Raw genomic sequence first — 26113 nt, 5'->3', positions numbered from 1 at the left:
ATTATCCTATATGTTGATAAACAGCAAGCGAGAGGTTATCATTGCTACCGTTTTCTAGAGCGAGAGAAATTAATTTTGTTAATTCTGTATTAAAGTTTTTATGAGTTAATTTTGAATAAATGTCATTAATATCAATAAAGTTGTAAAAACCATCTGACGAAAGAAGAATGATGTCACCATTTTCAAGTGTATTTTCAAAAATATCGTAAGTAATTAAGACATTCGATGTACGACCAATAAATTGTGTTAAAGCAGCAAGTTGTGAACTATATTTTTCAAACAAAGAATCTGGTTCATTTCTTTCTTTTAGTGCTTCAAATAAATTATGATCCTTAGTTATCTTTAATGAGCAATTTTCCTTAAGGAGAAATGCCCTACTATCACCAATGTTAATTGTGTAAACCTTGTCATTAATAATGATCGAAGCAACAAGTGTGGTTCCCATATTATAAGACTCTTTTTCAAGGAGTACACATGCATCAATTTCTTTTTGAGCACTTGTTATTACATTAATGAACCATTTACGAATCTGGTTTTTATCATACCCAATAAAGTTAGTGTTTTGAAATTGATTAACGATGTTATTTAAAACAATATGTGAAGCGGTTTCTCCACCCTTATAACCACCAAGACCATCACAAACGATGAGCAAAAGTTGTTGGTCGTTATTCATTACTGCAGACGAACAATCGTCATTATGTAATCGTACATTACCAATATCCGAAATTGAACCATACTGCATTTTAAAGTACTCCTTGTTCTTTTGCTCTAAGTTGACCGCATGCTGCATCAATATCAGACCCACGTTCAAATCTTGTAGTTGTCTGGATACCGTTCTCCTGGAGAATGTTAGCGAAGTTTAAAATATTTTTCGATCTCTTATACCCGTTTTCAAAAACCGGATTATAAGGAATTAGGTTAACATAACAAAGCATCCCTTTAAGCAGTTCAACAAGTTCATAAGCATGCTCATTATGATCATTAATGCCATCAAGCATAATATATTCAAAAGTAATCCGTCGGTTAGTTTTATTAATATATATTCTAGCTGCATTTAACAATTTCTCAATGTTAAATGCTCGGTTGATTGGCATAATCTGACTTCTTACTTCATCATTTGAGGCATGAAGACTAATCGCAAGGCCGACGTTAGGTTGCAGATTAGTTCATTCTTCAAATTTGTTAACAAGCCCACAGGTTGAAACTGTAATTTTCTTTTTACTTATTTCAAGGCCTTTTTGATGATTAACAATGTCAATAAAACGACTTACATTAACTATGTTATCAAACGGTTCACCAATTCCCATCACAACGATGTTTCTAATTCTACTTTTATCAACATCATTAGTAAAAGTGTTATTCTCATTTTCGTTTTTTAAAGCATATTGGTCAAGATAAAGTTGAGCCATATAAACTTGAAGCACAATTTCTGATGTTGCTAGATTTCGTTTCTTTTTTAAGATACCACTAGCACAAAAAGTACAACCCATATTACATCCGACTTGTGTTGTCACACAGACTGAATATCCGTATTCAAAGAGCATTAAAACAGTCTCGATTTTAGCACCATCATAAAGTTCAAAAAGAAACTTTATCGTACCATCTTTAGACACTTGAGTAATAATCGTTTTAAGTAAGTTCGCATCAAAGAATTCGTTAAGAAATGCTCTCCCAGACTTGCTTAAATTAGTCATTTGGTCAAAATCATAAACTCTTTTACGATACAATCATTCAAAAATTTGAGTTGCGGTAAATTTTTTTAGATCATGCTGAACAAGGAGCTCTTCAAGTTCATTAATTGGATAATCAAAAATTGATTTTTGATCTATATTCGTTTCTTTATTTGTTAACTTCATATCTAATTATTTCTTCAAGTTCAGCGGCCGCTCTTTCTGGTGTGTCATTAATAATGTTATACATATATTTATCCTTAACACCAATTTCTTTCTCGGCCTTAATGATTCTTTTTTCAATGATTTCCTTCGTTTCCGTATTTCTCTTATTTAAGCGATTTCGTAACTCTTCAAGACTTGGAGGGAGTAGAAAGATACTTAGCAAATCATCATCTTTGAATTCTTCTAACACCTGTAGTGCCCCAACCACTTCAATCTCAAGAATGACATGTTTTCCAAGATTTCGAAGTCGATCAACTTCCTTCTTAGGTGTTCCATATTTATTATGGACAAACTCTGCTCATTCAATTAAATCACCATTCTTAATTGCTTGATCAAACTGATTGTGAGAGACAAAATAATAATCAACACCATTAACTTCACCATCACGCATTGGACGAGTTGTCATTGATACACTATATGCCAAATTCAAATCTTCTTTATTTAAAATTTGTTGTAAAATAGTGTGTTTACCAACACCACTTGGACCTGAAAAAACTATTAATTTTCCCCGTTTTACCTTAGCCATAAAAACCACACTACACCTTTTAAAATAAATAATAATATTATAAAAAATCTATATATAAAAATAATTTTAATTAACTTTTGCTATAATTATTTAGCTGTGTGTTTTTATGCAGCTTCAACCACTCAAAATAGGTCTTAAATCTCTTTATTGAGTACCTAAATGGTGAGTCTAAGTAAATTTTATAGGAGAAAAATACATGTTTGCTATTTTCCAAACTGGTGGAAAACAATATAAAGTACAAGAACAAGATGTCATTTATGTTGAAAAACTTGATTACAATGTTGGAGAACAAGTTGAATTTAGTGAAGTCCTTATGGTTGGCAACAAAATTGGAATGCCTTTTGTAAAGAATGCTAAAGTTATAGCTACTGTTGAAAAACAAGGTAAGCAAAAGAAAATCAACATCATCAAATTTAAGTCAAAAAAACACCACCTAAAAAGACAAGGTCACCGACAACCTTACACTAAACTTGTAATCGCTTCAATCAAAGGTTAGTAATGATTGAAATCAAAAGACAAGCATCTTCATTAATCGTTAAAGGTCATGCGAACCAAAACCAATATGGTAAGGATATCGTGTGTGCAGGAGTGTCTGCTATTGTAATGGGAGCACTTAATTGATTTAATGAAAAGGCCAAAATCATTGTCAACGATGGTTATATTGAAATAAACGTCGAAGACAATGAAAGTGAAAAAGCTTATCTTGATTTAATAATGATTCAACTAAAAGCAATCGAAGCAATTTACAAAAAATACATCAAAATTGTAAGTTAGTTCAAAAATAGGAATTTTAAAAAATTATGAAAAAATTATTGTGAATAACTGACCTTCAAATATTTGCCTCTAAAAAAGGGGTAGGTTCATCAAAGAACGGTAGAGATTCAAATCCTAAGTACCTTGGTGCGAAACTAGGGGACGGTCAACACACAAAAGCTGGTCAAATTATTTATCGTCAACGTGGTAATAAAATTTATCCAGGTGTAGGTGTTGGACAAGGTAAGGATCACACACTTTTCGCTCTAGTTCCTGGAATTGTTAAATACAGTAAATTTATGGGAACTAAAACAAAAGTGAGTATCTTAAAAGAAGGTAGTACAGAAAAATAAAAGGTAGACGGAACTTAGGTAGTTCCGTTTTTTATTGTATAATCTTATATTAATATATAAATAGGTGATTTGCTTTGAACTTAAATTACATTTTTAGATATAGGAGAAATATGTATCTGCAAGATACAAAATCATTCCGGTATGTTTACTATACCTTTTTGATGTTATGTATCGCATTTACCCTATGATGTTTCGCGATCAATGTCCTTCCTCCTAAATATTCATACGATGTTCATTCAAACTTCCAACGAATTGAACAAAATATTACACTTGGTTTTTTTCATTTCACTTTAACTAATCCTACAATCATTAATGTGCCCGGTGGTGAAGGAACAGTTAGTTTATCAGAAATTACTAACGAAGCAATCGCTAGTATTTCACTAATGTCGTTCTTTTGATTAGTATTATTTCTCACAAACATTGCTGGTAGTGCTCGTTTCAAAAAATATACTCCTGTCCATCTAATGTGAATTGTTTTATTCCTGATGGCATCTGTTATAGCAACTATTCTACTTGTCGCTTTCCTTGTACCTCCATCACTTCAAGCTTTCGTTGATCTTTCAAATGCTCCTTATGTAAGAAAAGACGACGTATATCTATGATATACACTTGAAATTTACCGAAGTGATGCAGCAAGACGTGTATTGTATTTTGAAATTAACGATGCTGTGATCGGATACGGTATTGCGGTATTAGGTTTCCTTGCTATTTCATTCATCGTAGCCGTTATTGAACTTCAAGTGTTCGTTTACTCATTAAAGGGTGACACTGACACAATAACTGTTCGATCAAAGAAAAAAGTAGTTAACTACCTAAGTTAAAACAATCTTTAAATAGGTCTCAATTTAGCGTTTATTTTAATAGGAAATATTTTTTCTTTTAATTTAATGAATATAAAAATCAATTTAAATTTAACTCGAAACTAAATTTAATTTTTTTTACTTCTCAAACTATATCCATCATTATCAAATCTAACAAACTAACGTGAAAGGCTAGGAAAGATTTATGGAAAATAATAACAACAATAACAATAAAAGACAAAAGAAAAAAATTGCCCTAGGTTTTGGACTTGCTGGTGGTTCGCTAGTAACCGCTGCCATCGCTCTTGCCATCGTTTATCTTAAACCAAAAGAAAAGAACAATGTTGAACCTTTTAAGCCTTTACCAAATCCTAACTTAAGTACTGATGAGAGCAAGGAAAAGGTAGTTCCGGATGAACCTGAAAACAATGATGATGGTTCAAATCTTCAACCCGAAAAGGATAGGGAGAAAGAATTAAAGGCTAAACAGCAAAACTACAAACACCTTTTTGATGAATTAAAAACTATTACTAATATCATCATTGACGATGAATTAAGAAAAGAAGCACTTGATTTTATTAACGACCAAAAACATAATGAGTTTAATGATGAAAACCAGCATGAACTAAACCTTCTTCTTTCTGACATTAAAGCAAAATCTTTTGAAGAAGAAAAAGTCATTAATCAACTTATAAATCAACTGAAGAGTACTACATTAAAGTCGAAATTAAGAGATGAATTAGGTAAGTCAAAAACTTTTAAAGACCGTTTAAATGTAAAAGAAAAAACCGATGCTCTTTTAAAACTACAACCCGTTGTTCTCTCCCTTATTGAAAAAATCAAAGACCCTTCAAAGAAAAATTCATTCCGTCGTCAATACGACTTTGATGTTAATAACATCGATGACGTTAAAAACCTAATGAATGAACTAGCTAAGCAAGAAGCATATGAAGCGATTGCTAGGTTAGACATCAATAGCAATGACAAGAGAAAGCTGGAAGAACGTTTCATTCTTGCGAAGGATTACGATACTTTAAAAAATATCACCAAAGATGCTAATCAATTATTTGATGATGAAAAACAAAAGATTAATAATCTTATTAACTCACTTAATAATAACGAGACTAAGAATAAACTAATTAGTCAACTTAATAATGCTGATAAGTTAACTGATTTATCAAAAATTAATGATCAAATCAATGATGAAAAAATCATTGAAGAATTTGATCAAAAATCTAAAACTGACACCCCAAATATCAATAAAAAAGAGATCGAAATCCTAATCGATCATATTTTTGATGATGAAAAGAAAAATGAGTTAAAAGAAAAATTAAAAAACGCTTCAACAAATGACGAATTAAGGAAAATTGTTGATGATGCTTATGAACAAATTCGTAAAGGAGATGCTAACGGTCAACACGGAGATGAAAACCTTCTTCGTGCAATCAAGAATCTCCTTAAATCTAGAGTTAATAACTCTAATTTATCTCCTGATGAAATCAATGATCTTCTAAAACAAATTGAAAATGCTGAATCGATTGAAGCATTGAAACCAATCGAACACGACTTTAACCGTAAGAACACCATCAGTAAATTAAAAGAAGAAGCTAAAAAAGCAATTAACCAATTAAATGACGGTGAACTAAAAGATAAATTAACTAAGCTTCTTAATAAAGACAATGTTAGAGCAACCGAACTTGATTTAATCATTAAGGCTGCAAAAGAAATCATTAAAAAGGATAAAGAAGCTTCATCTGACACTCTTGATAAGGTTAAAGATCCTAAGGTTCACGACCAATTTAAGGAACAACTTGATAATGCTAGAACTCAAGAAGAAATTAACCAAATCATTAGCAACATTAATGATTATGTAAACAAACATAATAATCTGAAAGACAAGACTTTAGATGCTTTAAACAAACTTGAAGATAGTAACCAAATTAAATCCGATAACAAGGACAATGCGAATAGTCTTTCAACATCAGACGACGAATACTTAAACATCATTAACAAGGTTGATGAATATTTAAACAACTTAAAAAAAGAAACAAATGATGCTATTAACAAACTTGAAGGTGATAACCAGTTTGATGAACTAAAGAAGAAACTTGATACTAACGATTTAACTGAATCGAACTTAAAGATTCTTAAGGAAGATGCGTTAAACATCTTCAACAAGAAAAAAGAAGACGAAAAGACTAAAATCACAAACAGCGGTCTTGATTCTGATTTACAAAATCACCTTAACAATGATGTTAATAATGCAAATAACCTAAACGAACTTGGGGTTATTGATAACAAAATCAAAACTCTTGATGTCATTAAGAAGATTAATGATGAAACTACCAAAAACGACCTAATCAATAAGGTTAAAAATATTAATGTTAATGAGCCTGATGCAAACAAAAAACTAGATGAAATTAGAAAACAAGCTAGAACAAAAGTTGCTAATGAAAGCGGGGACATTATCGAAATTGCGAAGAGTAAGGTTCTTAACCTTCCTTATCCAAAACAAGAAAATGCTCCTGCTGTTAAAGAATTAATTAAGCAATTAGATGATGTTAAAAATAATAGTCAACTAAGTGAAGAGGATAAACGTAAGAAAGCAAAAGAAATCGAAGATCTTCTTCCTTCGTTAACTGTTGAAATTGAAAAAGCAAAATCTGAAATAAAAAAAGTTAGTGACATTCACCATAAAGAACTAAACAACAAACTTGATGAAACTGGTTTTACTTCTACATCAAACAATAAGGAAAAATTTGACACACTCAATAAGCTAATAGACGAAAAGAAAAAGAGTGATAAAGCAAACGGTGTTCAAAGTGTTAATGGTCTTTCAAACCTTTCTCAAGACGAAAAGAATCACTTTAATAACCAAATCAATAGTTCATCAACAGATAACAATACCAAGATTCTAGAAATTGTTAAACAAGCTCGTTTAAAGGATAAGAAAAATGCTTTAATTAAAAAATTAAATAGCATTGGTTATCCTGGTGGAGCTACCGCTCCTGCTATTTCTACTCTTGCTAGCGAAATAAATAGTTTAACTAATATGAATAGTGCAGATCAATTCGATAGCAAAATAGGTCAATTAAAGAACAAGGTAACTGAAGTTAAAAACCAAATTAATTCAATTGATGGTAAGTTTAACTTAACTAAACAAAGATTAATTAACCAACTTAATAGCGCTGATAGTGAAACAAAATTAAATCAAGTCTTTGCAGATATTTCTAAGTTAAAAGAAATCATTGAAAAAGTTAACATAATTTCAAATATCAATGATAATGTGGATCAAGAACACGAAAATACAATCGATGATCAAAAATCCTTAAATCAAGCAATTAACAGCTTAAAAGAAGAACTTTATAAAAAGATTGATAGTATAGAAAACAATCAACAACTTGATTCAACTAAGAATTTGGTTGATAAAACAATAAGTGCTTATACTACACTTAAAGACCGTTTCGGTAATAAAGCAATCAGTGTGATGAAAAACTTCATTAATGAAGTTAAGTCAAAAGTAAATGACAATAATGGTTTATCTGAAATAGACAGTATTTTGACAAAGTCAAATGAATTCAAAAAAGAACTTGATAAGTGATGAAGCCCCGCTGCTGGTAAGGATATTGGTCTTTACATTAAGAAAAATAAGACATACCTTTCAAACAACAACCATAATGCTTCTGATGTTAACCACATTGTTGATAATCAAACTTTCAAAACATACGAAGAAATGATTCGTCTCATAAAGAACACAGCAGATCCCGATGTAATCAAAAATCTAAACGACCGGGGTTACATTCACCATGCTCTAATTGACTATCTAAAACTTCCACAAAACGACACTCAACACCTAACTGATGCAGTTAAGAATGAATTTAAAAAACGAATTCTAAAAGCAACACACCGTCGCGACATTGATACTGTTAAAAACGAGGCAAAACAATTTAATCGAATCGCAAGTGAAGCTAAAGCGATTCTTAATAGTTTCGGAGAAGATAGTAACCGAACTGAAATGAAAACTTTAATCAATAATGCTGCGAGTGTCAACGACATCACTAATGCTAAGAATGTTATTGAAGAATATAAACGTCAATACGAAGAAACAAAAAAACAACTTGACCAATACGAAGCTGATGATAACAAGAACGATGGTATCATCGAGAACTTGAAACGTGAACTAAATACGGTTACAAACAAGGAAGCTGCAGTTAGTCTTCGAACTAAGATTAATTTCGCGAAGGAAAAAGCTGCTGCGGTCGCTTCAATCAAGACTCTAACTCATCTAAAACAAGGTGAAAATGACCTTCACCTTGGTGGATTCATTCTTAAAATTAATAATGCGAATACAAGCGAAATGATTAACCAATTTAAGAATGAAGCCATCCTTCAAGACAAAAAGGAAGCAGCATTTTCTTATGTTGATCAATTAACTCATCTTTCGCCAACCTAAAAAACTGATTTCAACAATCAAATTAACACTAAAACAGATGAAGCTGGTATTAATACCGTTAAAGATGCTGCTGATGTTCAAAATAAAAAAGAAGAATTAAAAGGTGTTGTCAACAACCTTCCTTACCACAGCAACAATCACGACACACAAAATAGTAAGAATGCTTTAAATACTGCTATTCAAAGCATTAACGGTTCAAGCAAGGTCGATACCTTAAGTCAACTAGACCGAAAACTAAATGAAATCAACGATTTCAAGAACTACCTAATCGAAAAGAAAAATGCAGTTCAAAATCTTCCATATCCTAACGGAAATGAAGCAAAAACCGGAATCCTTACATCATTTAATAAAGCATATACTAAAGACCAACTTGATACTTATCTTCCAGCTTACTGACATAATAAAGTTGAACAATATAAGAATGCAATTAAGGAACACTTCGGTACAGCTCACCCACTTAATGCTCGTTTAAATAAGACTTACCCATCTTCAACAGATGGTCATACTGAAAATGATCTTAAATATCAAATTCTTGAAACTAAAAAAGTTCAAGCAAAAAACACTATCAAGACCACTATTAAAAATAAAGGTAATTTGACGACTCAAGATATAACAGTTTTTGAACAACAAATTAATAATCAAAACAATAACGGTTTCCCAAATAACTTTGATGCATTAGCAAACATTAATAATGTTGTAAACGAAGCTTGAAAGAAGAATTTTGACCGATTTGTTGAAAACAATCTTCCTTATCCATCAGAAACTAACCTTCAAGCTGAAGTCACAAACCGTAAGAACAAGATTAAGGAAAATTGAAGTAGTTTTGATGGAACTCAAAATACAATCAACAACATTGAAAATAACATCCTTAATCCAACAAAAACTAAGCTAGAAGCAGTTAATACTTTAATTAATGCTTTAGCTGACAATGCTATTAAAACTAAATTTAAGGAAAAACTTTCATTAACTGATTGAAACAATCTTGATACATTGATTAGTGAAATTAACAAGTACAATACTTTACTAACCGAAGTTAATAAGCTTGTACAAATTAATCAAAGTGAAATTGATTCAAGTAAAAATGGTTCAAATGATTTAACAAATGCGAACACTTCAATTAATAATCTAAAAACTGAATTAACTAACGAACTAAATAACATAGTAACAACAACATCAAACGAAGCTTCTTACACAGACTTAACAAAAGAAATTACAAACAAGCTAGCTGTTTATAACGGAATTAAACAACACCATATGCGTGAAGACGTCCTTGTCTTTAAGACGTTCCTTGATGAATTAAAGACAGCAAAAACAGGAAATGATGCAGCTACTATTAAAACTAAGTTTGATCAGTGAAGTTCTTTATATACAACATTCAAAACTGGAAATGGTAACCTTCATGGTTGAATAGATTCACACAAAACTCTACTAACCGAAGATAGTAATGTAACTGATACTGACATTAAACTTGTTGATCAAACTCACTTTAAGACATATGAAAACTTAATGAATGAACTACGAAGCTCAAGTAGTGTTGAAAAGCAAAGAGAATTTAATACCACAACCGCTGGTAAATACCACGCACTAATTGATTATCTAACTGTCGTTAAAGCAAGTAACGACATTACAAAGGCAGCAAAGATTAAATTCAAAGACCGAATTTATAAAGCGGTTAATCGTTCTACTATTGACACAGTAAAAACTGAAGCTCAAAACTTCCAACGACTTGCGAAAGGATCCAAGGATCTTCTAAATTCAATTCCAGGTGTGACTGAAAACAACAAGTCATATTGAACAGCTGAAATTGAAAAAGCATCAACAGTTGAAGAAATTACAGCTGTCAGAAATCATATTAATGAATACAAGACCAAGCTTATTGAAGTTCAAAATCTTCTAAATAGTTTCGGTGAAGAATCTAACCGAAGCGAAATGAAAAATATTCTTAACAACGTCAATAAAGTTGGTACTTCAACTGACCAACAAAGTCTAATGTATGTTCAAACTCAAATTGAAGAGTTTAAAAAGGAATATGAAACAACTAAGAATCTAATTGCTCAATATGAAAAAAATCCAAATAAGAGTAGCGAGATACTAAGTAATCTTAAGAATGAACTTAAGACAGTGACTAACAAAGATAAAGCAATTCAACTTAGATCAAAGATTAGTTTTGGTAATGACAAAACAACTGCTATTGAGTTCCTTAAATCATTAAGCGACCTTAAAAAAGGTAACGGTATTAATGAACTAGAAAACTTTATCAGTAGAATTAATAGTGCTAGTGATGCTTCAACTATTGAACAAATTAAAAAAGAAGCTATTCTTCAAAATATGAAAGAAGCTGCTTCTAAATATGTTGGTACTTTAAGTCATCTTTCAACGGATCAAAAAAATAATTTCAAAACTGAAATTAATGCTAAACAAAATGAACAGGAAATCAACACTGTCAAAGATAATGCTGAAGTTCAAAACCGTAAAGAAGAGATCAAGGCAGTTGTTGATACAATTCAGTATCCTCAGAATAATGCTGATTCAACAAGTAGTAAGAACACTCTAAAGAATGAAGTTGAGGGAATCAACGGTTCTTCAAAGACTGATAACTTAAACAAACTAACAGAAAAATTAAACGAAATCAATGAGTTCAAGACTTATCTTGACCAAAAGAAACAAGCTGTTGAGCGTCTTCCGTACCAAAATGGTACTGAAGCGAAAAACTCAATTCTGCACACTTTCAATAAAGCACATAATAAAGCAGAACTTGATAGAGCCCTTCCAAATGACTGACACAATAAGGTAGAAAAATACAAAAATACCATTACATCTAACTTCGGTACGAATCACGGTCTGATGGGTCGTCTTAATAAGACTTATCCAACATCAACTGATGGATTTAATGAAGATAATCTTAAGACTCAAATTATTGATACTAAGAAAGCTAATGCTAAGAGTAAGATTAATCACGATATTAAAAATCGTCACAACCTTACAGATCAAATGGTTAATGACTACATTAATAGAATTGATGCCGTAAACTCTAATAACTTCCCAACTGACTTCAATGCTCTTAAAAACATTGATGACATTGTAAAAGAAGCTTGAAAGAAGAACTTTGATCAATTTGTTAATACTAAACTTCCTTATCCAACTGAAAATAACTACAAAGCTGAAGTCACAAAACGTAAAGCTAGGATTAAGGAACAATGAAAGAATTTCGATGGTCAACAAAGTACTATCGACCGAATCGAAAGAGATATCCTAAACCCAACTAAATCTAAACTTGATAGTGCTAATAACCTAATCAACAGCATTACTGATACTAATGTCAAAAATAAGTTTAAAGATAAACTTTCAAGAACTGAATTTAACAACCTTGATTCAATCATTAATGAAATTAACAAGTATAAATCACTTCTAGCTGAAATTAACAAGATTGCTGCAATCAACAATGATCAAATTATTACATCAAATAATGGTCAGAATGACCTTAATGATGCGAATACATCGATTAATACTCTAAGAAATGATTTAACTACTGAGCTTAACAACATTGTTAACAATAGTTCTAATGTCAATAGTTACAGTAACCTTGAAAATACATTAGCTAAGAAAGTTGCTCTTTATAATGACATTAAGAGTAACTATATGAGAGATGATGTTCTTGTCTTTAAGACTTTCCTTGATCTTATAAAAACAACTAAAGATACGGCTAAAGCTCAAGAAGTTAGAAATAAATACGATCAATGAAAAGCACAATGACAACGATTCAAAACCGGTTCTGGTGAGCTTCATAATTACATTAAAAATTGAAAAGAAACTCTTAACGAAGATAGTCGTGGAAACGATAGTTCAATTAAGATTGTTGACCAAAATCACTTTAAAACTTATGACCAATTAATCCATGAATTAAGAAGTACAAGCGATGCTAATAAGATTAAAGCATTTAATGATACAGGTGCTGGTAAATACCATGCAGTTATTGATTATTTAAGAGTATTAAAGGATAGTCACAACATCACAAAGAATGCTAAAGTTAAATTTAAAGAAAGAGTTTTCGCGGCACAGGTTCGTCGTCCAATTGACACTGTTCGCGAGGAAGCACAGAACTTTGAAAGAATTACAGTTGAGGCTAAAACATTACTTAATTCAATCATTGGAGCGACCGAACACAACAAAACTCAATGAAATACCCGAATTAATAATGCTTCAACACTAGCTGAAATTACCCAAATTAAAAACGAAATCGCTGAGTTTAAGAATCTCTTTGCTGAAGCTAAGAGTAAACTTGATGAATTTAAACTGATTAATAATCAATTCGCAACTCAAGCTAAACAAGAAGAGTTAACTAAAAAACTAAATGAAGTTCAAACTAAAGACCAGGTTAACTCCCTTAAGAATATGATTATCGACGAAACTCAAAAGGCTCGTCAAAAACAATATGAATTTGAGAATATCACAAAACAAAACATTCAAAAAATTGTTGACTCACTTCCTCATGGTAACAAAGAAAGAGAACGTCTTGAAGCTGAAATAAATAAACTAAAACAAAGTAATGATAACAGCATTGATAAGTGAAATAAGATACTCAGTGATGCTGAACAGGAAAAGGTCAAGATTGCCAAGGATATGATTACCAAAAATCTTGATAAGGTATTAAAGAATAAGGGTGAATCAGATAAAATTAAAAATGATATTGATAAAACAAACGATATTAATAAGTTAAAACAAATCGAAAAAGAATTTATTGACAAGGGTAAAAAACAACTTCAAAAAGATCTTGGTAACACCAACGATATCGAAACTGAGCACATTAAGCGAAATATTAATTCAATTAAAACGATTGATGATGTGATAAATATCAACAATCAGATTAGTTTGAAGAAGCGAAAAGATGAAGTAAGAAAAATTTTAAACAATTTGATTCTTATCGACCTTGAACGTTTTGGTGGAGCTTATGCTCGAAGCAATTATGACAAAGTTCTAAAAACCGGTAATCCAGAAACTCTTTATAATATTAATAACCTTGCAAATAAATTGAACGATGCTGTAACTACTGAAGAGATTAATAAAGTTAAACAGTATGTAGAAAAGCAAAGGGTTGCTGAAGAAAACGACTTCAAGGCAAGAACCGCTGAAGGTTCTGAATTAGATATTTTAAGACAACAAGGTACCCACTATTACAGTTATCTAAAGAGTAACTTATTTAAAGAAATTATCTTTACTCCTAAAAGAGAAGATGATGCTTACTTTAATGAACTTGATAATTTTAAATATCGAATTAGAACTATCAAAAACCTTAATGAATACCGTAAACTAATCGTTGATGTTGAAGAATTTAAGAGCAAACATAAGGCTGGTGAAGCTTATACTAGTAAATACACAAAACGAATTCGTCACCACTCATATAAAGTTGTTGAAGGAGTTAACAGTGCATTTAATGTAAATGTTCCAACCTGACAAGTTGATAGTGTTATTAATGCAATTAAAGCAACTAAGAACGAAGAAGATGCGAAACGACTTGAGAAAGAGTTTATGAAGAACGCATACTTCATTGCCCGTCGATCAAGAAAACTTGATTACGAAATTGGTCACTATTTATATGACAAGTTTATAAATAATGCTAGTAAATCAACTGAAATCAAGGATCTTGTCGGATTCAAATTAAATCAAATCCGAAATACTTACGAAATCAATAACAAGAAACAAGTATTCCTAGGAATGGATAATAGGATTCTCGACCAAACCACTAAAGAATTTAAATGAAACCTTCTTGCTCAAGAAGATGCTCTAAACTTTATCGTTAATAACATTATCGAAAGCAATATGACCGAAGAGCAAAAATACTTATGACTAGATCGATATGCGATTAATGTTGATAACTTTGATTCTCTGGTTGAAACTAATAGTGCTTTCGTCAAGGCTGGTTATGAATGAGTACTTAAACTAAATAATCCAAATCCTAAGGCAGACAAAGCGGGTCTTCCTGAACGAATTAAAGTATATGGACTACCTACTCAATTCTTCTGAGACTAACAAACACTAAGCGAAAACAAAAAACTCAAGCGAAGGGCTTGAGTTTTTTTATGTTTTGTTTTTATTTGTAATTCTAAGACTATTCGTCACTCTTAGAATCTGAACCATCTGGATATTTTTCCTTAAAGTATTTTTCTACTAAATCATATGAAATACTTGGGTTGGCTTGTCCGTTTGTCTTTTTCATTAAAGAACCCATAATAGCTTTAAACAGACGATCCTTATTTTCATAATAAATGGTTTCCGCATTCTTAGTTTCAAGGACAATTTCTTCAATAAGTTTAAGAAGCACTTGTTCATCCTTGATTTGTTCGTAACCAAGTTCAATAATTAACTCTCTTGGAGTTTTCTCTGTCTTAAAAATATGTTCAAGAAGACTCTTTGCTTGTTTACCATTAATTTCCTTATTAATTAATAAGGTAAGCATTTCAGCTAAATGAGCTAGGAAGAATGAAGGTAAATCAGTAAGTTTTTGATTTTGTTTATTAATCAATCCATAAACTTCAATTGCTAATCAATTAAAGGATATTTTCATATTATTGATTTTTTCATTAACAAAAATGAAAGCACGATAAAGATCAATATCGTTTAATAAAATATTAATTTCCTTGCCATTCAACCCGTTTTCAGTTAAGGTTTTAACCAGTTCATCTATATAAACAACATCCTTAATGACTTCATTTTTATATTCATCGCTTAAACTAATTGGAGTGATGTTACCTTCAAAAATGTAACGATAGTTAATAGCGTTGTCTTTCTTTCGCATAAATATTGTTTGGTTTACAGAGTCATCAAATCGTCTTGTTTCTTGATCAACCTGCTTGTTGTTTAAGATTAAACCAATTTGACGTTTAACCTCAAAATCAATAGCTTTTTTGACATTATTAAACGAGTTAATATTTTTAATTTCAACCTTAGTACCAAACTTCTTTTCACCATGTAAACGAACTGAAATATTAACATCAGCACGCATTGAACCATCTTCAAGCTTAGCATCTGAAATGTTATTAAGAAGTAAAATTTTTCTTAATTCTTCAAGGTATTTCATAGCTTCATAACCAGATCTGATATCAGGTTTGCTAACAATTTCAATTAATGGTCAACCAGCTCGGTTATAGTCAAGATAAACCTCGTTTTCAATGGTCATTTGCTTCGCTGTATCTTCTTCAAGGTGAATTCTTTCGATGCGAATTTCTTTCATATTGTTACTCTCATCAAGGATAGTGAGATAACCATTTTGACCTATCGGATTGTATTGTTGGGTAATTTGGTAACCCTTCGGCAGATCAAGATAATAATAGTGTTTACGATCAAAGGAAATGTTCTTATGGTTTGTTTCCATATGAAGAGCAGAAGCTAGTTTAATGCCCTTATTAACAGCACTTCGATTAACTGTCGGTAAAGTACCGATGTGAGCTAAATCAACCGGATTAATGTTTGTGTTAACAGCACTATTATGGTCGCATACTGATGGTGAAAACATTTTAGTTTTTGTATTTAATGCTGTATGAACTTCAATTCCAATAATAACTTCAAAATTATTCATTGCTACCACCATTTAACATTTTTTCAATTGTATAAGCTGCATTTAAAACTGTTTGATCATTTAAATGCTTACCGGAAATATTTAGTCCAATGTTCCCATTATGAAGTTTTAGGAAAGGGATGGTAATACTTGGTAGACCACCAAAATTAGCAATTTGAAGCAAGTCATCGTAAACATTAGGAATGACATCGTTCGATTTAACATCACTAACAAGTTCAGCGACATCATGTGCTCCAAGCATAATCAAACATTCGTCATCGTTAATTAGTGAAGTAGTCTTTTCGACAATTAAACGACGCATTTTCTTTGCTTTAATAAAAATAGAATCGATGTTCTCTTCATTTAAAATATAAGCACCAATCATAAAACGACGCTTGATTTCGCTATTGAAATACATATCACGAGCTTTATAAATTAAATCAACATAGTTTTCGTATTGAATATCTTGATTCCCGAAGGTAATGTTCGTTAGATTGCTAAAAGAAGAATAACCTTCAGCATAAGCAATGATTTGATATACACTACTAATGGCTTTTACGAGATTCATATCATATTCAACGATATCAACTTTATGGTTGTTTTGACGTAATTTATCAATCAGTTTTAAAAATTCCGTTTGGTAGTTTTTATCAAGAAGATTAATAGCGGGAGTTAATACCTTTAATTTTAATTCTTTATCAATTTTAAGATTTTTTACATATTCGTTTTCAAGTTTAATTGAAGTGGCATCCTTCGGATCATATTTAGCAAGAGCATCCATTAAAATTGCGACATCGTAAACATCATTCGTAAAAAAACCGACATGATCCATACTAACACTAAAAGGAAATACACCGTAACGAGAGACAAGACCATATGAAGGTTTGTACCCTACGATTCCCATAATTGAAGCTGGTCTTCGAATTGAATCGCCGGTGTCGGTTGCGATAGCGAAAGGAACTACATTTTGAGAGACAACAACAGCACTCCCAGATGAACTCCCACCTGTTACTTGTTCGGGATTTAATGGGTTGATTACATCATTGTACCCTGAAAAAAGACCTGTACCTCCAAAACCAAATTCGTCAAGATTGTTTTTTGAAATTAAAATTGCTTTTTGATTATTTAATAAATCGTGTACTGTAGAACTAAAACAGGGTATGTATTTGCTAAGAAAACGTGAACCACCTGTTGTTCTTATATTTTTAGTTGATATATTATCTTTTAATGAATAAGGAATCCCAAAAAGATAATCACCTTCTTTAATTTCAGTTTCATCAAGTGTCAGAGCTTGGTCAGTAGCATCATCATAATTTTCGGTGATATCAGCATTATAAACATCAATACCAATTGATTTAGCAATGGCATTCTTAACAAGTTCACTAACACTTGTTTCATTTCTGACTAGTAAATTATGTAATTCTCTAATTGTCTGATTTTTCATTTTTAAGAACTCCGTAACCGTCAACTACTTTGATGTGCCGTTTTAGTGTTGCCTCCACATCAATTTGTTCTTCACCACAAACATCATCCCGCAATTGATTATTATTATGTGCGACAATAGAGTGCATTGGAGCAATTGTATCAAGATTAAAATCGTCAAAAATTTTAATCTTTTCAGTTAGATTCAAAATGCTTTCTGTAACACTTTTTTGTTCTTCGCTAGTGATGTCAAACATACAACTATCTGTCAGTTTCTTTATGTCAATTAATTTCATCGCAACTCCTTTAATCAACCACTAATGGGACATTTTTATCTTCAACTACATCATCTTCATAATCATATCTTATTAATGGTACAACAATTTTAAATATCGGATAAATGATCATTAAGTTAACAACAATCATTGGTGCGAACATTAAAGCTCGAATGGAAAGTCATTGAGTATAGTTAAGACTTGTTAATTCAACATCAAAGCTTGGAAGCATAATTACATTTACAATTGCTTCTGTTAAAAGGATAGTTACCAAGACGGGAGCAAAAACGATAAACCAACTTTGCTTTTTATTAGGTAATTTATTTCGTTTGTTAATTTTCTCATTAATATGTTTGATTAACAAACATAATCACACAATAACAATAGAAAACCCAAAGAAACCGGCCATCATTCCTACCATTATTTCAGCACTAATCTTAATATCGTTGTTAAATAATTGAAGGTTAAAACCTTCCTCACTCACTCCTGGAGCAAAGTATAGGAAAAGACATACCGCTGCTCCAATTAAGACTGTCGTAATACTTGAATAAATAGCAAAGGTAATATCTCTCTTTTTTGATGTTGTTAAAATTGTTCTGATTAACCCACCTATTAACCCAAAAGCCATTGAGGCGATTAAGTAACCGTGGTGGAACACACCCGCAGTTAGAGCGACAGATAAAAGATCAGTCATTGCTCCGATGAAAATTCCTAAAATAGGTCCAAAAAGAAGTCCACCTATCTTAATTAAAATACCTTCAAGGGTAACACGGGTACCAGGTCAAGCACGGAAAATAATGCTTGCAGCATTAGCTGAGACAATGGTGATAAGAAGGATGATACTAACTGAAATGGAAATAACCATTCCAATCGAAGAAATACCTTTGACACTCACACGCGGAATGATGTAAAAACGTTTTTGGTATTTAATGGAATAGTAAATTTTTTTAATCGCGGTAAAAATAATAAAGGTGATGACAAAGGCTAAAAAAATTAAAATGGTTTGTCAGCTTTGAATGTGAACACCTTTGCTACTACTATTTGCGTGTAAAACACTACTCATTTGTATATCAAAACTCCTTCTTCATATTTTACCATTTAATTACCTTTCGTTTATTTTTAAAAAGATAGTCATTAGCTGCTGAAAAATGTTTGTTAAATAAGAAACCACGATAGAAACTAAGTGGACTTGGATGAACGCTTTTCAAGATTAAATTATTTTCACTATCAATTAGTTTTTCATAAGAACATGCTTTCTTCCCTCAAAGGAAGTAAACAACATTTTTAACTTTTGATAGTTCATTTAGTATATTCGCAATAAATTCATCATATCCGACATTTTTATGACTATTCCGCTCATTAATGTTTGTTGTTAATACGGTATTCAATAGCAAAACACCTTGCATCGCTCAATCAGATAAATCAGGATTATCCCTTTTAATTCCAAGATCATATTCGAGAGCACGGAATATATTAAGTAGTGAAGGTGGTAGAGTTTTTACTTTTTTTGAGACACTAAAACAAAGACCGTTTGAGTGGTCTTTATTTGGGTAAGGATCTTGACCTAAGATTACTACTTTAGTTTCGTTGATGGAAAAATAATTAAAGCAATTGAACATCATCGAGCAGTCAGGAATAATTTCCTTTCCGTGACTTAGTTCATTAACTTTTTCCATAATTTTTTTAAAATATGTTTTTTCAATTTCCTTACTTATATACTCTTGTCATTTCATATACGACCTAAATCAGTGTTTGAAGTGACATTCGCACCTTTAACCTGATCAAGGTCAAGTACGAAGTTTCTTAGATTATCAATTGCACCAGAATAAAGGGTATCGATGTCAAGTGTAGTCACATCTGAATGGTTCAAACCAATTAATGCTTTCTTTAAAAGATTTAATTTATTATTCTTATCACTCTTCTTCAGGTTCTTTGAAAGAACTCCTTTTTTGATGTATTCAACAAAGTTTTTTGACTTAATAAAGTCTTCCCGACTAGGAACTTGATTACCATAAGAAAAAGCATACGGATAGACACCGTGTAAACCATTATTGTGGTCAACATAATCAGCATTATTAATGCTTTGGTCTTCAACGAATTTTTCGTTTTCAAACTCTTGTTGTTTTTTAATGTCTTCCTTCAGATCCTTTCCAAGTATTTGAAAAGGTGAAACAGCTTCGATCAAACCTGTATAGTATTCCCGATATATATTGATGTTGTTTAAATCTTCCTCTTTAATATCAGGATTAATAGTTTTTACATTTTCACGTTGTTTTTGTGTAAGGGCATCTAGTTTCTCGTTAACTCTAATAATTCCTGGTTTAAATAAGAAATACTGATCCTTTAGTGGGATATCGTAAACAAGGTTTTTAATCGTTCCATCCTTATAAACACTGGCATCATCAACACTAAGGTGTTTATTTAAAGTATTAAGGGTTTTATTTGAACTAGAGACAATAAAATCTCCTCCCCTTTTATTTGACGAATCATACCAAGCATACTGAAGTTTGATATTACTAATTTTATACATAACAAGTCGTTTGTTTGGGTCAAGGATTTCATCATCAGTTAATTTAGTCCCGAATTTAGGTAAATCTCTCGAGGCCCCATTAGTAGCATTGACTTTGCTAATATCAAAACTAATGTTATAAAGGTTAATTTTATAAGTAAATTTACCACTTCCAACACCACGGAAAAGACCGCGGATAAATTCATCACGATCATCGTTTGCGACTTGATTATTAAATACTGGTGACTTGTCAACTTCTAGAAGGTTAGTTAAATACTTAAATAACTCATCAGTAAATGACGATAAGTAAACATAAACTGCTTCAGCTATATTTGCAGTATTAAAAGCATTAGCTTTTTTCTCAATTAAGCTTTGCTTTTCAGGGGTATAAATATTTGTATTTAAGTTGCCATTAACTTGAAAATTAGTTGGAAAATAAACTTGATTTGGATTGTCTTGGTTAATCGAATCAAAAGTTAATGGGTTGTAGATTTCACGTAAAACTTCATTCTGTAGAGCAGTAAGAGGGATATTTTTACTTTTACTCTTGTCTTCTAGATCATTTTTTCAAACTAATTTGCGTTCGTTTTTTTCATCAAGCACATAACCATCTTGGTCAATTTTTTGACTATTTTTATCAATTCGTAAGCCATCTTTGTTAGTGATATAAGTAAGGTCACCCGGTTGGTAGTATTCTTTTAGGAGGTTATTTTCATCTTTAAAAATAATTTCGTGGGCACTATTTTGAGCAGTTGGAATACGGATATTTACTCGAATGTTAGCATCTTTATTTGTTGAACCAACAAAAACATGTGGGACACCAGGAGTGGCCGCTGAACTACAAGATGCAGCGACAATCGGAGTTAATAAAGCAATGGTTCCAAGACCGAAGCCAAGTAATAATTTAACTCTTTTACTTTTTTTCATAATTAACCTCAATGTTATTTAATTCGTTCATCCCCAAGTTCTGAAGGATCTTTAAATTGTGATTGCTTTTTATTAAAGAGCAGTTGTGTTTCACCAGTTTCACCGCTTCTATTTTTAAGGATAATGAACTGAACATCAACCTTAAAATTATATAGTTGAGTTGTTTTAGCACGGTTATCATCAGCGGTTGTTCTTCGATCGTAATGAATAAAACTAACAATGTCAGCATCTTGCTCAATTTGACCAGATTCCCGTAGGTCACTAAGTTTTGGAACATTCTGGTTGATTGATCCAAGAATATTCGTTTTTCCGCTTCCTTCCCGTTCTTCAATTTTTCTAGAAAGTTGAGCAATAGTAAGAATTGGTGCTTCAATTTGCTTCGCAAGTTGTTTAAGTCTTTTTGAGAAATTACCAACAATCTGAGTTCGATTAAGACCACGGAAACTTGGTGGTTCATCGATTAATTGAAGATAGTCAATGACAACGAGAGCGATATCATATTTTTTTCTTAAATCATTCAATTGACTTTCAATATCAAGGATGGTTAGATTCTTATCAGTTAATTTAAGTGGTCAGTGTTTAACAAGTTCGGATACGCTAAGAACCGTGTGTTCGTTCATCGGATTATTAGTGAAACGATATGATGAAACCTCGTTTGATGAAATGTCACTGGTTTGCATTGAAATTAATTTCGCTATGATTTCATCAATAGTCATTTCAAATGAAAAAAGAACAATAATTCGTTGTCGGTCGCGGCTGATATTCTCCTCTTGAAGCAACGGAAGATTTCGAGCAATAATGTTAAGAGCAAGTGTCGTTTTTCCAAGACCAGGACGTGCCGCTAGAATAATTAATTCGCCAGGTTTAAATCCTTTAGTAAAGTGGTCGATAGATGGAAAACCAGAATTAATTTTCTTATCAACCTTAGGATCTGACTTGATTAATTCAACTTTCCTTTGGAAAGATTGGATTGCTAGATCAAGCGACTGCATTTGTTCTGCGGTTCGTTTGCTCATAATATCATTAATCTCAGATACTTTCTGATCAAAATAATCACTAGCACCGATATAACTAATGTCGGAATTAAGAATATTTGAAGCAAATTCATTAAGTCTTCGCTTGGTCGCATAGTTTTGAATGATTTCGATAATCTGCTTAATATCAACGATGCTCGGTGTGAAACTAATAACCTCGTTTAGTAAGGAAACTAGACGTTCTTTCTGTGTATCATCAAGGCCATTAATTTCATTAAGCAAGACGGGATAACTAATAGTCTTCCCTTTTTGATCAACACGAGATACAAGACTAAAAAGGATGGTAAAATCATCCTTATTAAAATCATCAACCTGGATTCGCTTAACATCATTAATTGTATTCGGATCATTAATGATGCGATTGAACAAGGTAAGACATGCGATTCGATAACCGAGTTCGTACATCCTAAGCCTCTTCTACAATTACTTTAACATTTGCTATCACCTTTTTATGAAGTTGAATAGGTATAATGTGTTCCCCAATAGAAAGGGCATGTGATTTTGTAATCATATGCTTTGTTATAGCATGATCAATTAATCCGTTAATTGCATCAATGATTTGTTTATTTGAAATATTGCCAAATGTTTTACCATCATTGACCACCAACTTGAAAAAAATTGGAGTTGATTCAAGTTTTTCTTTCAATAAAGACATTTGAACAATTAATTCTTGTTCGTTTTGCTCAATCTCAAGTAAATCTTCTTCAAGTCGAGTTTTTGAAGCATTAGTGTAAGCAACTGCTTTCTTCTGCTTAATTAGAAAGTTTTTTGCATAGCCATCGGATACTTCAACAACATCATTCTTTTTTCCAAGATTCTTAATGTCTTCAAGTAAGATAATCTTCATATAGAAACCTCCATTAAATATAAAAAATAAAGCTAGACGAGCTTTATTAAAAAATTATTCTTTGACAAATGGTAATAAACCAACGATACGAGCACGCTTAATTGCATTCGCAACTCTTCTTTGCATACGTGACGAACAACCAGTTACTCTTCTTGGAGTAATCTTGTTATTGTTGTTAATGAACTTTGACAGAAGTTCAACATCCTTGTAGTCAACATGTTCAATTCCTTTAGCTGAAAGGACACAAATTTTCTTACGCGGTTTACGATTTTTATTTGAATAGTTTGCCATAGTAAATCCTTTATTTATTCATCAATATCATCACCATCATCATCAAATCAAACATTTTGATCAGCGACATCTAGTGATTGTTCAATACTTTTTGTTTTGTTATATGGTTGCTCATTAATCGGGTGTATAGCTTCAAAATTTTGGTTTAGATTTTCGAAGTTTTGTTGAGTATTAGGTACAACACCTTCAGCTCTTTTTGGTGAGTTCGCTTGATCAACAACGACATTAACCCGGTACACATTTTCGTTATTTTGGTTAACTCCTTGGTAAGTTGAAAGACGACCTTCAATTAAAATAGGAGACCCTTTTTTTAAATAGTTATTAATAAATGAAGCTGTTTGACCGAAAGCAATACAATTAATAAATTCGGTTTTTTCGTTTTGTCCAAAACCGCTTTTTACAGCTACGGAAAATGAACTTTGATCACGACCTTTAGAAGTCACCTTACTAATTGGTTGATTAGTTAAATTACCATATAAAAAAACTTTGTTCATAATCTTTAATCTCTTTTGTATTATGCTGATTGTTTACGATAACGATAACGATCAACAAAAGGTAATCCTTGAGCTTCACGTTGAGCTTTAAGTGCTTCATAAGCAGCTTGACGTTCAGCCATTTTCTTAGCATATTCTTCTTGATTCTTTTCGTAAACTTGTAGTTTCTTAGCATTACGTTCAATCTTCTTTGGATTGATTGTTGCTTTGTATCCATAGTCGTTTTCTAGGTTAATGATAATGTGACGCAACACATTCTTGTTGATTAAAGCTAGTCGACGGTATTCGTTTAAAGTTTCAACATTAGTGGTTGTAAATTGATAAACATAACGATAGCAATATTTATTCTTTTTAATTTCGTATGCAAGTTGTTGCAACCCTTCATACAAATTAAGTTTTTCAACCTTTGTATCACCAAGTGTTTTTAATAATTCATTAGCAGTTTCATCTGCTTGCTTTTGTTCGATGTCTCCACGAACAACTAGCATAATTTCATATTTTGCCATTTTTTCTCCTCTTATGGTTTAATAGCTAAGGAACCTTAAAACAATGCTTAAATCTATCTTCCTTAGCAAGAGTTGTTTATATAGATAATAAACTTAAATATTATAACTTATAAGTATAATAAAAGAAAGGTAAAAGGTATCATTATGAACATAAAATATGAGCAAGTTAATAATGAAAAAATTGATGAATCGGTCAATTTCATTATGGCTGGTCGCAAAGTCATTTTTCCGATGCTTGAGCATTCTAAAATGCCTGAAGACCTAATTAATTTTAAGCAATATTATATGCTTGATAAAGATGCATACTGGTTAAATGCAATTGATGCTGACACGAACCAAATAGTAGCAACGATTGCATTTCGTAAATATGACCACCGTTTTCCTTTTTTGAGTTTACCGAGAGACAAAAAAATTGTCGAATTGCAGAAGTTATTTGTCGATCCAAGAGTCCGTCGAAACGGTATAGCTAAAACATTAGTAAAAATAATGATTGATAAAGCATCAGAGATGGGAATTAATTACATTTACCTTCATACCCATCCTTTTTTAATAGGTGCACAGCAACTATATTTTAAGTTAGGATGAGATTATCTTTATAACGAAAAAAATGACCCATGGAATACCATTCATATGTTATATGATGTTAAGAACGGGAGAGAACGAAAATAAAAGAGCTCTGCACTCTTTTATTTTTTTTGTTTGGACACGAATGACCGAATCGAACGGTAGTTTTTCCTTTTCGTGTTTGGTGGAGATGAGGGGAGTCGAACCCCTTTCCGCAATACTTCTTTCCTAACTTCTACAGTTTAGTATTTCTTTATGTAATCAGGAAGAGTAGTAGAAATACAACATTGTTTTCCTGATAATTAAGAAACTTATTTTATCAAATACTCTTAATTAATGTATTTGATAAAAGTAGTTGTGACTCATCTACTAATGAAAGAACCAACTACCATTCCTTCTTAGTAAATATGAAGAATTAAAGAGCGAAAGCTAATTGATTATTCATAACTGAAGACATTAACATATTAACTGTTACATTAGCTTCAGGTTTAGTTTGTTTTTTGTTTGCATTTATTATGCCTCGACAGCTTTGAAGGGCTTACCCTACTGCCATTAGGATTGAAAATATCACGTCGAATCCACTGACATCCCCGTAATTTAATTATAACTAAGCTAAATTATTTTTCCAAGTTGAAGACAAAAAAATCAGCCAGTAGCTGATTTTATTTCTCTTTTTTCTCCTCGTTTTCACCAGTAGTTAAAGATTTTTTAGACGGTATTTCGGAAGCGAAACGAGGATTACCATATTTTTCTCCTTGAACTATACTATTTGTAAGTGGGTCTTTGTTGTAATAAATGTAGGTGATTGAAGCAATTGCTCCAACAACAACAACACCACATAGTGAAAATCAGGTAATTTTTTGTCATTTTTTTAATGCCATTTAGTACACCTATATTACTAACTGACCATTG

At 31.6% G+C, this 26113-nt stretch carries 22 protein-coding genes, 1 other RNA gene and 1 other annotated feature; of the genes, 7 read left to right on the top strand and 16 right to left on the bottom strand.

The window, feature by feature from the left end; translation table 4 throughout:
- Position 1 precedes the first annotated feature (1 nt).
- From T416_RS0100780 to gmk, 3 genes are read right to left on the bottom strand one after another with little or no spacing between them, the layout of a single operon-like run.
- The gene (locus T416_RS0100780) at positions 2-790 is read right to left on the bottom strand and encodes a PP2C family protein-serine/threonine phosphatase (protein ID WP_245600628.1); all 789 of its coding nucleotides are present in this window, start codon (positions 788-790) and stop codon (positions 2-4) included.
- Entirely contained in the window at positions 744-1856 is a 1113-nt protein-coding gene (gene rlmN / locus T416_RS0100775) for a dual-specificity RNA methyltransferase RlmN (protein ID WP_051675859.1), read from the bottom strand. Before rlmN ends, T416_RS0100780 begins: the two co-directional genes overlap by 47 nt.
- Positions 1840-2421: a guanylate kinase gene (gene gmk / locus T416_RS0100770; protein WP_031488936.1), complete on the bottom strand. Its 582-nt coding sequence runs from the start codon at positions 2419-2421 to the stop codon at positions 1840-1842. The genes rlmN and gmk overlap by 17 nt, the downstream gene beginning before the upstream one ends.
- A gap of 106 nt (positions 2422-2527) precedes the next feature.
- Positions 2528-2601 (top strand) — a sequence feature (ribosomal protein L21 leader region).
- A gap of 16 nt (positions 2602-2617) precedes the next feature.
- On the opposite strand from gmk, the gene rplU reads away from it, so the two are divergent.
- The 6 genes from rplU to T416_RS0100740 all read left to right on the top strand — a co-directional run bounded on the left by rplU (position 2618) and on the right by T416_RS0100740 (position 14807).
- Positions 2618-2917 carry a 50S ribosomal protein L21 gene (gene rplU, locus T416_RS0100765; RefSeq protein ID WP_031488935.1) on the top strand — a complete coding sequence of 100 codons (300 nt, stop codon included), beginning with the start codon at positions 2618-2620 and terminating at the stop codon, positions 2915-2917.
- A 2-nt stretch (positions 2918-2919) separates the two neighbouring features.
- Positions 2920-3195, top strand: coding sequence for a ribosomal-processing cysteine protease Prp (locus T416_RS0100760; RefSeq protein WP_031488934.1), 276 nt, complete (start codon positions 2920-2922; stop codon positions 3193-3195).
- 26 nt (positions 3196-3221) lie between these two features.
- Positions 3222-3527, top strand: coding sequence for a 50S ribosomal protein L27 (gene rpmA / locus T416_RS0100755; RefSeq protein WP_031488933.1), 306 nt, complete (start codon positions 3222-3224; stop codon positions 3525-3527).
- Positions 3528-3637: 110 nt separating this feature from the next.
- Positions 3638-4348 (top strand): hypothetical protein, encoded by a 711-nt coding sequence (locus T416_RS0100750; RefSeq protein WP_031488932.1) that lies wholly within the window; start codon positions 3638-3640, stop codon positions 4346-4348.
- 184 nt (positions 4349-4532) lie between these two features.
- On the top strand, positions 4533-8780 hold the full coding sequence (locus T416_RS0100745; protein WP_031488931.1) for a rhoptry family protein: 4248 nt from the start codon (positions 4533-4535) through the stop codon (positions 8778-8780).
- 594 nt (positions 8781-9374) lie between these two features.
- A complete protein-coding gene (locus T416_RS0100740) occupies positions 9375-14807 on the top strand; it encodes a GA module-containing protein (protein WP_031488930.1) in 5433 nt (1810 codons plus the stop codon).
- A 79-nt stretch (positions 14808-14886) separates the two neighbouring features.
- On the opposite strand, the gene gatB is transcribed toward T416_RS0100740, so the two are convergent.
- From gatB to rpsF, 11 genes are read right to left on the bottom strand one after another with little or no spacing between them, the layout of a single operon-like run.
- Positions 14887-16353, bottom strand: coding sequence for an Asp-tRNA(Asn)/Glu-tRNA(Gln) amidotransferase subunit GatB (gene gatB, locus T416_RS0100735; RefSeq protein ID WP_038079542.1), 1467 nt, complete (start codon positions 16351-16353; stop codon positions 14887-14889).
- On the bottom strand, positions 16346-17776 hold the full coding sequence (locus tag T416_RS0100730) for an amidase family protein (RefSeq protein ID WP_031488928.1): 1431 nt from the start codon (positions 17774-17776) through the stop codon (positions 16346-16348). The genes gatB and T416_RS0100730 overlap by 8 nt, the downstream gene beginning before the upstream one ends.
- The gene (locus T416_RS0100725; RefSeq protein ID WP_031488927.1) at positions 17757-18050 is read right to left on the bottom strand and encodes a hypothetical protein; all 294 of its coding nucleotides are present in this window, start codon (positions 18048-18050) and stop codon (positions 17757-17759) included. The genes T416_RS0100730 and T416_RS0100725 overlap by 20 nt, the downstream gene beginning before the upstream one ends.
- Positions 18051-18060: 10 nt before the next feature.
- The gene (locus T416_RS0100720; RefSeq protein WP_031488926.1) at positions 18061-19092 is read right to left on the bottom strand and encodes a membrane protein; all 1032 of its coding nucleotides are present in this window, start codon (positions 19090-19092) and stop codon (positions 18061-18063) included.
- A 28-nt stretch (positions 19093-19120) separates the two neighbouring features.
- Entirely contained in the window at positions 19121-19762 is a 642-nt protein-coding gene (locus tag T416_RS0100715) for a uracil-DNA glycosylase (RefSeq protein WP_031488925.1), read from the bottom strand.
- Positions 19741-21465, bottom strand: a complete 1725-nt coding sequence (locus T416_RS0100710; protein WP_031488924.1) for a hypothetical protein — start codon at positions 21463-21465, stop codon at positions 19741-19743. Before T416_RS0100710 ends, T416_RS0100715 begins: the two co-directional genes overlap by 22 nt.
- Before the next feature lie 14 nt (positions 21466-21479).
- Positions 21480-22904, bottom strand: a complete 1425-nt coding sequence (locus tag T416_RS0100705; protein ID WP_031488923.1) for a replicative DNA helicase — start codon at positions 22902-22904, stop codon at positions 21480-21482.
- Between the two features lies 1 nt (position 22905).
- Complete coding sequence (rplI, locus tag T416_RS0100700) at positions 22906-23346, bottom strand: 50S ribosomal protein L9 (protein ID WP_031488922.1); 441 nt, start codon at positions 23344-23346, stop codon at positions 22906-22908.
- Positions 23347-23400: 54 nt separating this feature from the next.
- On the bottom strand, positions 23401-23637 hold the full coding sequence (gene rpsR, locus T416_RS0100695) for a 30S ribosomal protein S18 (protein ID WP_031488921.1): 237 nt from the start codon (positions 23635-23637) through the stop codon (positions 23401-23403).
- A 14-nt stretch (positions 23638-23651) separates the two neighbouring features.
- Positions 23652-24131, bottom strand: coding sequence for a single-stranded DNA-binding protein (locus T416_RS03625; protein ID WP_051675857.1), 480 nt, complete (start codon positions 24129-24131; stop codon positions 23652-23654).
- A 20-nt stretch (positions 24132-24151) separates the two neighbouring features.
- Complete coding sequence (rpsF, locus tag T416_RS0100685) at positions 24152-24637, bottom strand: 30S ribosomal protein S6 (protein ID WP_031488919.1); 486 nt, start codon at positions 24635-24637, stop codon at positions 24152-24154.
- Positions 24638-24781: 144 nt separating this feature from the next.
- On the opposite strand from rpsF, the gene T416_RS0100680 reads away from it, so the two are divergent.
- Positions 24782-25306, top strand: a complete 525-nt coding sequence (locus tag T416_RS0100680; RefSeq protein ID WP_051675854.1) for a GNAT family N-acetyltransferase — start codon at positions 24782-24784, stop codon at positions 25304-25306.
- A 77-nt stretch (positions 25307-25383) separates the two neighbouring features.
- Here the strand turns inward: T416_RS0100680 and ssrA are convergent.
- Together ssrA and T416_RS0100675 are read right to left on the bottom strand one after the other, a co-directional pair.
- Positions 25384-25793, bottom strand: a transfer-messenger RNA (tmRNA) gene (ssrA, locus tag T416_RS03730).
- A 70-nt stretch (positions 25794-25863) separates the two neighbouring features.
- The gene (locus T416_RS0100675) at positions 25864-26082 is read right to left on the bottom strand and encodes a hypothetical protein (protein WP_031488917.1); all 219 of its coding nucleotides are present in this window, start codon (positions 26080-26082) and stop codon (positions 25864-25866) included.
- Positions 26083-26113 lie beyond the last annotated feature (31 nt).

It is taken from the genome of Ureaplasma canigenitalium ATCC 51252 (assembly GCF_000712165.1).
GTDB lineage: Bacteria > Bacillota_I > Bacilli_A > Mycoplasmatales > Mycoplasmoidaceae > Ureaplasma > Ureaplasma canigenitalium.
Note: the sequence above shows the minus strand (reverse complement) of the source record. Positions and strands in the feature narration are given on the sequence as shown.